Here is a 12325-nt window from a genome sequence, read left to right as displayed (position 1 = left end):
GTTTGTGCCGGTGACGGTGGATGTCACTGGTAAGGAGTTTTCATGCGTGTCGCAAAAGTGCTTTCCACCCTGTTCCTGTTGTCGGCCCCGGCGCTGGCGTTTGCCGATGACAGGGGACTGTATGTCGGTGGCGGTGTCACGCAGGGTGAGATCGATGAGTCGCGCTTCGACGACAAGGACAACAGCTACAAGGTTTACGCGGGGTACCGCCTGAACAATTACCTGGCCTTCGAAGGCGCGGTCGTCGATTTCGGCGAGATGAGCGACGGCGACAAGAAGTTCGAGGGTCAGTCGGTGCAGGCCAACGTGCGCCTGGGCGTCCCGGTCGGGGAGCGTATCCGTCTGTTCGGCACCGCCGGTGTGCATGGCTGGCGTTCCGACGACGATGATGTAACCGGCAATTCCGAGGACCTGGACGCCCTGTACGGCTACGGTGCCGAGATGGACGTGCTGGGCGGCCTGGGCGTGCGCCTGGAGCAGGAGACCCTGAAGGTCGGTGACGTCGACCTCGACCAGACCACGCTGTCGGCCTACTTCCGCTTCTGATCTGCGCCACCCGTCAGCGCCCGACCCCAACGGTGCGCTGACCTCCTTCCTGCGGGCGACCCCCAAGCGCCCGTTCAGCCCGTCGATTCCCCTGTCGGCGGGCGTTTTTTTTAATTTACGCGTGTTGTGTATTCTGATCGGACGTGCCAGTGTGTGCGCCCTGGCGGCCTTATTCGCCACAGTTGCCATACTTCAGGTCCCGGTCTGTCCTCCGGGCGCTGATGAAGGCCGCCGGCCGACGGTAAACTCACACCCGTCGCGCAACAGAAGTACAAGAGAATAGAGATGAACACGCATTTCCTGACTTGCGCCGTCTGGGTCCTTCGCGACGCAGACCTGTCCCTTCCCACCAACCTTCAGCCGACGGTGAAAGCATGATCGAGGTAACCGAAGTTTCCATTGCGCAGCTGCGTGAAGCCCTGGAGTCGGGCCGCACCACCGCGGTCGAACTGGTCAAGGCCTACCTCGCGCGCATCGATGCCTACGATGGCCCGACCAAGCTCAACGCCGTGGTCGTGCGCAACCCCGAGGCGCTGAAGGAGGCCGAAGCCTCCGACGCCCGTCGTGCCCGTGGCGAGACCCTCGGCCCGCTGGATGGCATTCCCTACACCGCCAAGGACAGCTACCTGGTGAAAGGCCTGACCGCCGCCTCCGGCAGCCCGGCCTTCAAGGACCTGATCGCCTACCGCGATGCCTTCACCATCGAGCGCCTGCGCGCCGGCGGCGCCATCTGCCTGGGCAAGACCAACATGCCGCCCATGGCCAATGGCGGCATGCAGCGCGGCGTCTACGGTCGCGCGGAAAGCCCGTACAACCCGAAATACCTCACCGCGCCGTTCGCCTCCGGTTCCTCCAACGGCGCCGGCACCGCGACTGCCGCGAGCTTCTCCGCCTTCGGCCTGGCCGAGGAAACCTGGTCGAGCGGCCGTGGCCCGGCTTCGAACAATGGCCTGTGCGCCTACACCCCATCCCGTGGCGTGATCTCGGTACGCGGCAACTGGCCGCTGACCCCGACCATGGACGTGGTGGTGCCGTACGCGCGCACCATGGCCGACCTGCTGGAAGTGCTCGACGTGGTGGTTGCCGAAGACGCCGACAAGCGCGGCGATCTGTGGCGCCTGCAGCCGTGGGTGCCGATCCCGGCGGTGAGCGAAGTCCGCCCGGCGTCCTACCTGGACCTGGCCGTCGGCCCCGACGCCCTGAAAGGCAAGCGTCTGGGCGTTCCGCGCATGTACATCAACAAGGACGAAGAAGCCGGCACCAGCGAGAAGCCCGGTATCGGCGGCCCGACCGGCCAGCGCATCAACACCCGCGCCTCGGTCATCGACCTCTGGGAACAGGCCCGCAAGGCCCTGGAAGCGGCCGGCGCCGAAGTCATCGAAGTGGACTTCCCGCTGGTCTCCAACTGCGAGGGCGACCGTCCTGGCGCGCCGACCGTGTTCAACCGCGGCATCGTTTCCGAGCAGTTCCTCCACGATGAACTGTGGGAGCTGTCGGGCTGGGGCTTCGACGACTTCCTGCGCGCCAACGGCGATCCCAAGCTGAACAAGCTGGCCGATGTCGACGGTCCGCAGATCTTCCCCCACGACCCGGGCACCCTGCCGAACCGCGAGGGTGACCTCTGCGCCGGCATGGACGAGTACGTGAACATGGCCAAGCGCGGCCTGAAGACCTGGGACCAGATCGAGACCCTGCCGGACGGCCTGCGCGGCCTGGAGAAGACCCGCAAGCTGGACCTGGAAGACTGGATGGACGGCCTGAAGCTCGACGCCGTGCTGTTCCCCACCGTGGCCGACGTTGGCCCGGCCGATGCCGACGTGAATCCGGAGTCTGCCGATATCGCCTGGAGCAACGGCGTCTGGGTGGCTAACGGCAACCTGGCGATCCGTCACCTGGGCGTGCCGACCGTCACCGTGCCGATGGGCGTGATGGCCGACATCGGCATGCCGGTGGGCCTGACCTTCGCCGGTCGCGCCTATGACGACTCGGCGCTGCTGCGTTTCGCCGCGGCCTTCGAGGCCACCGGCTCCAAGCGCCTGGTGCCGCCGCTGACGCCGCCGCTGGCCTGATCGGTTCGTCGCTGAAGAAAATGCCCGCCTTGTGCGGGCATTTTTCATGGTGATTCGGGGAAGTTCCGGCGCGGGAGGTTGCCGTCACCCCAGCCCTCTCCGGGGACCTGGCGCATTGGCTTTGCAGGATGGCGTAGAGCGAAGCGAAACCCATCGATCCTGACCCCCGACAGTACGGGTATCGCTTCGCTCCACCCATCCTACGGACTACGAAATGCATCTGCGCTCGGGTTGGCCCTCACCCTAACCCTGGCTGCGCGCCCCGCTCAGGGGGAGAGGGGATCGTCCGGTGCAGGATGAAACCACTCTGTCAGCCGGCACGATCTGGCTCCCTCTCCCTGAGGGAGAGGGCTGGGGTGAGGGGGAAAGCCCTGGCACAGATTCAGCCGGGACAAGACAGTTGCTCCTACGAGCGCGCATCACCCTGGGGCCGTCCCGCGCTCATTTCGCCGACTTCACATTGCCGTAGCGCACTTCCTTGGACGGCGAGTAGCCGTAGAAGGACGTGTAGCACTTGCTGAAATGGCTGGGCGAGACGAAGCCGCAGGCCAGCGCCACTTCGTACATCGGCAGGGTGGAGTGCTGCAGCAGGCGCCGGCTCTCGGTGATGCGCAGTTCGAGGTAGTAGCGCACCGGGGTGGTCCCCAGTTGCTCCTGGAACAGCCGCTCGATCTGCCGCTTGGAGCGGCCGACGTATTGCGACAGCTGGTCCTGGCTCAGCGGTTCCTCGATGTTCGCGCTCATCAGGTTGATCGCTTCGCGCAGCGGCTCGCTGAGCTTCTCGTGCAGGGCGGGGCGGGTGCGGCGGAAGCGCGATTCCTCGAAGGCGAGGATGTCGACGATGGCGTCCACCAGCTCGCGGCCGTGGCGTGCGTTGATCCACTCCAATACCAGGTTGAAGGCGCCGGTGGGGCTGGCGGCGGTCAGGCGGTCGCGGTCGAGCTGGTAGCTCTCGCTGGTGACCTCGCTGTGCCGGGCGATCTCGGCCAGGGCGGCGCGGTGCTCGGGGTGGATGGCGCAGCGGTAGCCGTCCAGCAGCCCTGCCTGGCCGAGGAACCAGGCACCGTTCCACAAGCCGGCCAGGGTGATGCCCCGGTCGGCGGCGATCTGCAGCAGACGGGTCATTTCCGGCGTTGCGCGCAGCGGCGTGCGCAGGCCACCGCAGACCACCAGCAGGTCCAGTTCGGCGAGCTGCGCCGAGCTCAGCGCAGCACCAGGGCAGATCACCAGGCCGAGGTCGCTGGTGACCGACTCGCCGTCGAGGCTGTAGGTCTGGGTGGCGAAGGTCTCGGCGCGGATCAGGTTGGCGGTGACCAGGGTATCCAGCGCCTGGGTGAAGGCCGGCAGGGAAAAGTGTTCGAGCAACAGAAAGCCCACCCGCGCCTGGCGGGTGGGCTCCTTCTGTTGTTCGCCGATGAAGCGCAGGTTGCGTCCCTGCATGGCACCACTGAATTGCCGCCGTTCGACCAATCGCCACCTCGTTTGTCAGATGCCGTCGCTGTGACGCGCCAGGCCCGGATCAGTTGCCCGCGCCGGTCGCGGCGCGCTGGCCGAGCGACGTTGCGCCGTGGCCCGCGGTCCGCCGGCTGGTCTGGCTCAGCAGGATGATCACCACGGTCAGCGCCAGGGTCGAGCCGACTTCCACTCGGTGCGAAGGCATGATGAACATCACCGTGAGAATGAAGCTGATGATGCCGATTACCAGCCAGGTCAGCCAGGGGAACAGCCACATGCGGAACACCAGTTCATGGTTGCGCCGGCGCAGGATGCCGCGCATGCGCAGCTGCGAGACGGCGATGGCCAGGTAGACGAGCAGGGCGATGGAGCCGGAGCTGGCGAGCAGGAAGTCGAACAGGCGGCCCGGGGCGAAGAAGTTCAGCAGGGTGGTGGCCATGCCGATCAGGGTGCTGGCGATCACCGCCGCGCGCGGCACGCCGGCCGCCGAGGTGCGCTGGATGAAGGCCGGCGCGTCGTTGCGCCGGCTCAGCGAGTAGATCATCCGCGAGGCGATGTAGACCGAGGAGTTCAGGCAGCTGGCCACGGCGACCAGCACCACCAGGTCCATCATCAGCTTGGCGTGGGGGATGTTCATCAGCTCCAGGGCGCGCTGGTAGGAGCCCAGTTCGACCAGCCGCGGATCATTCCAGGGTACCACCGAGATGATCACCGCGATTGACAGCAGGTAGAACACGCTGATGCGCCAGATCACCGAGCGGGTGGCCTTGGCGATATTGCGGCTGGGGTCGCTGGATTCGGCGGCGGCGATGGTCACCGCCTCGGTGCCGATGAAGCTGAACAGGGTGGTGATCAGTGCGCTGAAGATCGCCGTCCAGCCGTTTGGCATGAAGCCGCCGTGCTCTCCCATGATCTTCTGCAGGCCGCTGACCTCGTGGCCGGGCAGGATGCCGAACAGGGCCGCCGCGCCCAGGCCGATGAATAGCACGATGGCGGCGACCTTGAGCATGGCGAACCAGAATTCGAACTCGCCGTACTTGGCGACGCTGAACAGGTTGGTGATGGTCAGCAGGAGCGTCATCGACAGGGCGAAGACCCAGGTCTCGACCTGCGGGAACCAGGTGTTGAGGATCACCCCGGCGGCGATGGCTTCGATGGGGATGACCAGCACCCAGAACCACCAGTACAGCCAGCCGATGGTGAAGCCGGCCCAGCGGCCGATGGCCTGGTCGGCGTAAGCGGAGAAGGAGCCGGTGTCGGGGCTGGCCACGGCCATTTCCCCCAGCATGCGCATCACCAGTACCACCAGCAGCCCGGAGAGGGCGTAGGCCACTATGGCGGCGGGTCCGGCGGCGGCAATCGCATGGCCGGAGCCGACGAACAACCCTGCGCCGATGATTCCCGCGATGGAAAGCATGGTTACGTGGCGGGGCTTGAAGCCCTGCACCAGATCGCCATTGGCGCCTTTTGCACTGGGAGCACTCATCTGTCGGCCTTCTTATTGAAATTGTTGTTATGGAGGGCGCGTAGCCACGGGCCGGGGGTGCGGGTTTCCGCCAAGCCGCGATCCCGTTCCTCGCGGGTCGATGGGGGCTCGGGAATGCCGCGCAGCGCAGCCAGTATTACGCGGGGCTCAAGCTATGCCAGATGGGTGTCTTCCCAGTTGTTCAGGATCGCCACGGGCATGGCCAAAAACGACATGGTGCATGGCTGGGTAGTGGCGATGGGCCGCTCTGCAACGCGGCTTTTGCTTTGGCGGGCGGTCACCGGAGATGTCGTTAATGCAGGGGCGGTGACACTGCGAACGACCAAAAAAATCCCCCGGCCACTGTGGCAACCGGGGGATGCAAGGGACCGGAGCAAGGGATCTCCGGTCGAGGTAGACAGCAGGGGCTTACAGGCGGATCAGCACCGATTTCAGTTCGGTGTAGTGCTCGATGGCGGCGGCGCCCATTTCGCGGCCCAGGCCCGACATCTTGTAGCCGCCGAAGGGCAGCGCCGGGTCCAGCGCGCTGTGGCAGTTGACCCACACCGAGCCGGACTTGATGCGCGGCACCATGCGGTGCACCGCGGCCAGGTCGTTGGACCAGATGCTGGCGCCCAGGCCATAGGGGCTGTCGTTGGCCAGGCGCAGGGCATCGTCGATATCGTCGAAGGGCATGGCGACCAGCACCGGGCCGAAGATTTCTTCCTGCACCAGCGGGTTCTTCTGGTCGACGTCGACGATCACCGTGGGTTTGACGAAGTAGCCGGGGCCGAACTGCTCGCCGCCGCAGGCGATGGTGGCGCCCTTGTCACGGCCCAGTTCGATGTAGTCGAACACGCGCTTCTGCTGCTTGGCGGAGATCAGCGGGCCCATGTCGATGCTCGGGTCCAGGCCGTTGCCCAGCTTCATGCCGTTGGCGATGCCGGCGATATCGGCCACCACGTTGTCGAAGTGCTTGCGCTGCACGTACAGGCGCGAGCCGGCGCAGCAGACCTGGCCCTGGTTGAAGAAGATCGCCTGGGCGGCGCCGGCAGCGGCGGTGGCCAGATCGGCGTCGGCCATCACGATGGTCGGCGACTTGCCGCCCAGCTCCAGGGTCACGCGGGTCATGTTGTCCATGGCCGCCTTGCCGATTTCCTTGCCGACCGGGGTGGAGCCGGTGAAGGTCAGCTTGTCCACCAGCGGGTGGTGGGAGAGGGCGGCGCCGGCGGTGATACCGGTGCCGGTGACGACGTTGAACACCCCGGCCGGGTAGCCGGCTTCGAGCACCAGTTCGGCGAGTTTCAGCGCAGACAGCGGGGTTTCGTCGGCGGGCTTGAGCACCACGCTGCAACCGGTGGCGAGCGCCGGGCCGAGTTTCCAGCAGGCCAGCAGCAGCGGGAAGTTCCAGGCGACGATGGCGCCGACCACGCCGACGGCTTCGCGGCGGATGTAGCCGTGGAAGTCGCCGTCAGGCATCAGCGGCATGGACACGTCCACGGTGGTGCCTTCGATCTTGGTCGCGTAGCCGGCCATGTAGCGCAGGAAGTCGATGGCCAGTTGCACGTCCATCACGCGGGCGACGGCGGCGCTCTTGCCGTTGTTCAGGCATTCCAGTTCGGCCAGCAGGTCGGCGTCGCGCTCCATCAGGTCGGCGAGCTTCCACAGCAGGTTCTGCCGCTCGCGCGGGCGGGTGCGGCTCCAGGCCGAATCATCGAAGGCCTGGCGTGCGGCACGTACGGCGCGGTCGACATCGGCGGCGGTGCCGGCGGGCACCTGGCACAGCACTTCGCCGGTGGCCGGGTTGCGCAGGTCCATCCGGGCGCCGTCGCTGGCGGAGGTCCAGTCGGCACCGATCAGCATCTTCGGTGCGCGCTGCAGGAAGGCGCGGGATTCGGGCTTGATGGGCAGGGAAGCGAGCATTGCGATTGCCTCTTGTTGGTCTGTTCGTTAGGAGCAGGTTGAGGCGGAGCATCGCAACGGCTGTGCCAAGGCTTGAAGGGTTATTCAACTATTTGAAATTAAAAGAATTTATTGATTTAAGGGGCGGTCGGGAGGAAAGCCGTTGTCGCACATTGCGACAGCGGCTGAGACGGCGGGGGCCCGGATTGGTCGCAGGAGCGGACTCTGTCCGCGATTGACCTCGTGCTGTGCTGTTCGCGAGCAAGGACTGGGCGTCCCCCTCGGTCCTACAGGGGCGACGGGTTAGCTCTTCGTAGGAGCGAGCTTGCTCGCGAACCGACCCGGCACCGGTCTTGCCGGTGGGGCGCGGAGAAGCTCCGCTCCTACGAGAGAGCCGATCCTCCCTGCGGCGTACAACCGCGATCGGTCGTACGCCGCAGGGGCGCCACTCAGCCGTGGTGAATCTCCCGGTCCTTGGTTTCCGGAAGGAAGAAGGTGCCGAGGATCGCCGTCATCACCGCGATGACGATGGGGTACCAGAGGCCGTAGTAGATGTCCCCGGTGGCCGCCACCATGGCGAAGGCCACGGTGGGCAGGAAGCCGCCGAACCAGCCGTTGCCGATGTGGTAAGGCAGCGACATGGAGGTGTAGCGGATGCGCGCCGGGAACAGTTCCACCAGCCAGGCGGCGATCGGCCCGTAGACCATGGTCACGTAGATCACCAGCACGGTCAGGAGCAGCAGCATGGCCAGGTGGTTGATCTTCGCCGGGTCGGCCTTCTCGGGGTAGCCGGCGTCCTTGAGGGCGGTGCCCAACTGCGCGGTGAGGGCATCGGACTGCGCCTTGAAGTCCCCGGCCGGCAGGCCAGCGCCTTCGAAGCTGGCGATGGTCTTGTCGCCGATGTGCACCTGGGCCACGGCGCCGGCGTCAGCCTTGACGTTCTCATAGGGGATGGCCTTCTTCGCCAGCAGGCTCTTGGCCAGGTCGCAGGAGCTGACGAATTTGGCCTTGCCCACCGGGTCGAACTGGAACGAGCACTGGGCCGGATCGGCGACCACGGTCACCGGGTTCTTCTCCTGGGCGGCGAACACGTCCGGGTTACCGTACTGGGTCAGCCCGTGGAAGATCGGGATGTAAGTCAGCGCGGCGAGGATGCAGCCGGCCATGATGATCGGCTTGCGGCCGATCTTGTCGGAGAGGCTGCCGAAGAACACGAAGAACGGCGTGCCCAGCAGCAGCGAGCCGGCGATCAGGAAGTTGGCGGTCTGCGCGTCGATCTTGAGGATCTGCAGGAGGAAGAACAGCGCGTAGAACTGTCCGGTGTACCAGACCACGGCCTGCCCGGCGGTACCGCCAAGCAGCGACATGATCACCACCTTGAGGTTGTCCCAGCGGCCGAAGGATTCGGTCAGCGGGGCCTTGGACGCCTTGCCTTCTGCCTTGATGCGTTGGAATACCGGCGACTCGGAGAGTTGCAGGCGGATGTACACCGAGACGATCAGCAGCAGGATCGACAGCAGGAAAGGTACGCGCCAGCCCCAGGACTCGAAGGCTTCGGTGCCCAGCGCGGTGCGGCAGGCCATGATCACCAGTAGCGAGAGGAACAGGCCGAGGGTGGCGGTGGTCTGGATCCACGAGGTGAAGAAGCCGCGTTTGCCCTGCGGCGCGTGTTCCGCCACGTAGGTCGCTGCGCCGCCGTACTCGCCACCCAGGGCAAGGCCCTGGAGCAGGCGCAGGGTGATCAGGATGATCGGTGCCGCCACGCCGATGGTGGAGTAGGCCGGCAGCAGGCCGACCACGGCGGTGGAGGTGCCCATGATCACGATGGTGATGAGGAAGGTGTGCTTGCGGCCGATCATGTCGCCCAGGCGGCCGAACACGATGGCGCCGAACGGGCGCACCGCGAAGCCGGCGGCGAAGGCCAGCAGGGCGAAGATGAAGGCGGTGGTCTCGTTGACCCCGGCGAAGAAGTGTTTGGCGATGATCGCCGCCAGTGAACCGTACAGGTAGAAGTCGTACCACTCGAATACGGTGCCGAGGGAGGAGGCGAAGATGACCTTGCGCTCCTCCTTTGTGATGCCGCTGTGGGGTGCGTTGCCCGCGGCCGGGCTGTATGTCTGCGCCATGTTCTTCTCCGTCTTGTTCTTGTGAAAGGCCGGAGTCCTTCCCTACCGTTGCCGCACTCAGGCCCAGGGGCTGATGTCATGGTCATACGGATTGCGCGAAGCGTGAAAACAGGCGGCCCTGCCACGGGGCAAGGTCATGAAAAAGCATAACCGGCATGACTCGGATATCCACTTCTATGACCCGCAAACCCACGGCTGGCGCGAATGAGAACGTTATTTCCGACGCACGGGGTCGGATAATGCCGCTGCGGCAGGCTTTTCCACGCCCGCATTGCGGCGCTCGCGACCCGGTCATTCGACCATCGTCTAAAACTGTCCCGGATGTCTCAGGCTGATACAGCCGTCGCGAATTGCCACGCTCGCGCGTCCCAGGGCGTGGGCCAATGGATTGTTTCCCAAGGGTTTTTGCTACTGGCACGCAATGTGTGAGGGCAGGGCTCAGCACGCCTGCCACGCCAGGCGCCTTCGGAAGGGAGGCTCGCTTGAAGAAGATGTCGTCATTGTTTGCCGGGCTGTGCGCCGCGCTTGCGGCTTGCGCGCTGCTCTGGCTATTGCCGTCGCTGGGGAATGCGCTGCTCTGGGCGGTCGCCGCGCTGATCGCCCTGGGGGCGCTGCGACCGGGCCTGCGCCTGCCGGGCTGGCCGCTGGCGCTGGGGGTGTTGTGCGGAGCCTGCCTGGCTTTGGCGCTGCATCTGTTGGCCGACCACTTCCAGCTGCGCTACGCGTGGCTCTACAGCAGCGCGGCGCTGCCGGCGTACCTGAAGTTCTCCAACCTCTGGGGTGGCGACGAGGGGACGGTGCTGTTGCTGGCCACCTTCTGCATGGTCGCCGCCCTGAGTGGCCGCCAGCTGGACGGCTGGGCCGGCAGCGGGATGGCGCTGATCGCCGCCTGGTACACGGCCACCGCCGCCTGGCTCGGGCCGTTCAGCGCAACGCCCATGGAGTGGCTGGCGCACCAGCCCAGCCAGGGCATGAACGCCCACCTGCAGACCTTCTGGATGTCCTTCCACGCGCCGTTGATTCTCTGTGCCTACGCCTGGGCCCTGGCGCCCGCCGGCGCCGCGCTCGGCGCGCTGGGGCAGGGCGGCGGCGCCTATGCCTGGGTGATGCCGCGCTACAGCCGGCGCGCCTGGCTGGTGCTCACGGCCGGTATCGGCGCGGGCATGGCCTGGGCCATGGAGGACTTCACCTTCGGCCAGCTCTGGCACTGGGACCCGGTGCAGACCTCGGCCTTCGTCATCTGGGCGCTGCTCGGCGCGGTGCTGCACGGTGCTCGCCGCTGGCGCGCCGACGGCGCCAACCGCCGCCTGTTGCCGCTGCTCAGCCTGCTGGCGGCGGCCATGGCCTGCGTGGCGATGGCGGTGACCCGCAGCACGGTGCTGGCCAGCTCGCACCGTTACATCGGCACGACGTCGTGGCTCAGTCATCTGGCGCTGGCCTTGATCCTGCTGATCCTCGCAGCCTTCTACCTCGTTGCCGGCAGGCGCGGCGAGAAAATGCGCCGGCGCGGGGCATCGGACTGGACGCTGGACGTGGCCATCTACCTGTTTGCCGGCACCGGGCTGTTGGCCCTTGGCGCGCTGGTACAGGCGCATCTGTACGAGTGGCTGGGCCTGGAGCGGCCCAACGAGCTGAAACCCTTCTTCGAGACCCTGACCGCCTGGGCCACCACCCAGGAGATGGACAGCCTGCGCCGCGCCTTCGACCAGTGGGACGTCAATGGCTACGGACTGGCAGAGGGGCTGCTGCCGGTGTTGGCGCTGCTCGGGCTGATCGGCGGCTACAGCTTCCTGCGCCGCTGTGCCCGGCCCCGGCTCGCGCTGCTGGCAACGTTGGCGATGGCCGGCGTGATGCTCTGGGTCGGCTGGCGCGGTGGCTGGTTGAGCGGCGGCTACAACGGCGAGGGCATGCTCTCCCAGAGCGTGGTGGCGGTGTTGCCCTGGCTGGACGCGGCGCTGCTCGGCGGGGCCTTCCTGATGGGCTGTTGCCTGCTCTGGGGCGCGCTGAGCCTGTGGCGCAGCCGGCGCCTGGGTAACCTGCGCTACAGCGGCGGGCTGGCCCTGGTACATGGCGGCGCGGTGATCGCCCTGGTGGGCGGATTGGCGGCCACGGCGCTGAATACCTACCAGCAGATCAGCATTGCGCCCGGCACCTCCTTCGAGCAGTGGCACGCGGTGATCGGCGGGATGCAGATGCGCGTGCTGCCGGATGCCAGCCGTCCGGACTTCTCCGGCTACCACGCGGTGGCGAAGGTGGAGCTGCGCGATGGCGACCGTACGCTCGCCGGCCACGCGCTGTTCCAGGACAGCCGCGGCAATCCGCCGGCCTACCAGGGCCCGGTGCGCCAGCTCTGCGAGATTCTCGACTACCACTACGCACGCTTCGCCTCGGACCGTGGCTACGTGCTGCACCCGTTCATCGTGCGTGGCTGGAGCGGCGACCTGCAGGTCTGGGTGCCGGCCTCGGCGCGCTTGCTGAAGCAGCCCGATGACGAGATCGAAAGCGTGGTGGTGATCCGCCGCTATCCGTTCCTCTCGCTGGTCTGGGTCGGCCTGCTGGCGATGCTGTCCGGCGCCTTGTTGCTGCCGGCGGGCGGCGCTCTGCCAAAGCGCGGCCATACTGCTTCGGACGGCGTCGCACGGGCCGTGTCTCAGAGTTAGACAGCAATCGCGAAATTAGACGCATCGAACCTCGGCCGGAGCGCCGAGGGCCCCTGGAAATCCCGTCGTACGCCTGATACGACGGGCCCCGCGAAGGACTGG

Annotated in this window: 7 protein-coding genes; 3 read left to right on the top strand and 4 right to left on the bottom strand. The window is 66.5% G+C overall.

Going from position 1 to position 12325, the window contains the following annotated elements; all coding sequences use genetic code 11:
* Window positions 1-42: 42 nt before the first annotated feature.
* Together SD196_RS16000 and SD196_RS15995 are read left to right on the top strand one after the other, a co-directional pair.
* Complete coding sequence (locus SD196_RS16000) at window positions 43-546, top strand: porin family protein (RefSeq protein ID WP_275611507.1); 504 nt, start codon at window positions 43-45, stop codon at window positions 544-546.
* A 374-nt stretch (window positions 547-920) separates the two neighbouring features.
* Window positions 921-2615: an amidase gene (locus tag SD196_RS15995; RefSeq protein ID WP_416310406.1), complete on the top strand. Its 1695-nt coding sequence runs from the start codon at window positions 921-923 to the stop codon at window positions 2613-2615.
* 441 nt (window positions 2616-3056) lie between these two features.
* Here SD196_RS15995 and SD196_RS15990 read toward each other — a convergent pair whose 3' ends face one another.
* The 4 genes from SD196_RS15990 to SD196_RS15975 all read right to left on the bottom strand — a co-directional run bounded on the left by SD196_RS15990 (window position 3057) and on the right by SD196_RS15975 (window position 9563).
* On the bottom strand, window positions 3057-4055 hold the full coding sequence (locus tag SD196_RS15990) for a GlxA family transcriptional regulator (RefSeq protein WP_275611509.1): 999 nt from the start codon (window positions 4053-4055) through the stop codon (window positions 3057-3059).
* Window positions 4056-4134: 79 nt separating this feature from the next.
* The gene (gene gabP, locus SD196_RS15985) at window positions 4135-5556 is read right to left on the bottom strand and encodes a GABA permease (RefSeq protein ID WP_275611510.1); all 1422 of its coding nucleotides are present in this window, start codon (window positions 5554-5556) and stop codon (window positions 4135-4137) included.
* A 408-nt stretch (window positions 5557-5964) separates the two neighbouring features.
* Window positions 5965-7458 (bottom strand): aldehyde dehydrogenase family protein, encoded by a 1494-nt coding sequence (locus SD196_RS15980; protein ID WP_331319754.1) that lies wholly within the window; start codon window positions 7456-7458, stop codon window positions 5965-5967.
* A gap of 428 nt (window positions 7459-7886) precedes the next feature.
* Window positions 7887-9563, bottom strand: a complete 1677-nt coding sequence (locus SD196_RS15975) for an MFS transporter (RefSeq protein WP_275611512.1) — start codon at window positions 9561-9563, stop codon at window positions 7887-7889.
* A gap of 491 nt (window positions 9564-10054) precedes the next feature.
* Here SD196_RS15975 and ccsA point away from each other — a divergent pair, with 491 nt between their 5' ends.
* The gene (gene ccsA, locus SD196_RS15970) at window positions 10055-12223 is read left to right on the top strand and encodes a cytochrome c biogenesis protein CcsA (protein WP_416311749.1); all 2169 of its coding nucleotides are present in this window, start codon (window positions 10055-10057) and stop codon (window positions 12221-12223) included.
* The last annotated feature ends 102 nt before the right edge of the window (window positions 12224-12325 follow it).

This window comes from Pseudomonas macauensis, from assembly GCF_047902425.1.
GTDB lineage: Bacteria > Pseudomonadota > Gammaproteobacteria > Pseudomonadales > Pseudomonadaceae > Pseudomonas.
Note: the sequence above shows the minus strand (reverse complement) of the source record. Positions and strands in the feature narration are given on the sequence as shown.

Coding starts and splice junctions, on each gene's coding strand:
- ccsA (WP_416311749.1), top strand. CDS start 10,055: ATGTCGTCATTGTTTGCCGGGCTGTGCGCCGCGCTTGCGGCTTGCGCG.
- gabP (WP_275611510.1), bottom strand. CDS start 5,556: ATGAGTGCTCCCAGTGCAAAAGGCGCCAATGGCGATCTGGTGCAGGGC.
- SD196_RS15975 (WP_275611512.1), bottom strand. CDS start 9,563: ATGGCGCAGACATACAGCCCGGCCGCGGGCAACGCACCCCACAGCGGC.
- SD196_RS15990 (WP_275611509.1), bottom strand. CDS start 4,055: ATGCAGGGACGCAACCTGCGCTTCATCGGCGAACAACAGAAGGAGCCC.
- SD196_RS15995 (WP_416310406.1), top strand. CDS start 921: ATGATCGAGGTAACCGAAGTTTCCATTGCGCAGCTGCGTGAAGCCCTG.
- SD196_RS16000 (WP_275611507.1), top strand. CDS start 43: ATGCGTGTCGCAAAAGTGCTTTCCACCCTGTTCCTGTTGTCGGCCCCG.
- SD196_RS15980 (WP_331319754.1), bottom strand. CDS start 7,458: ATGCTCGCTTCCCTGCCCATCAAGCCCGAATCCCGCGCCTTCCTGCAG.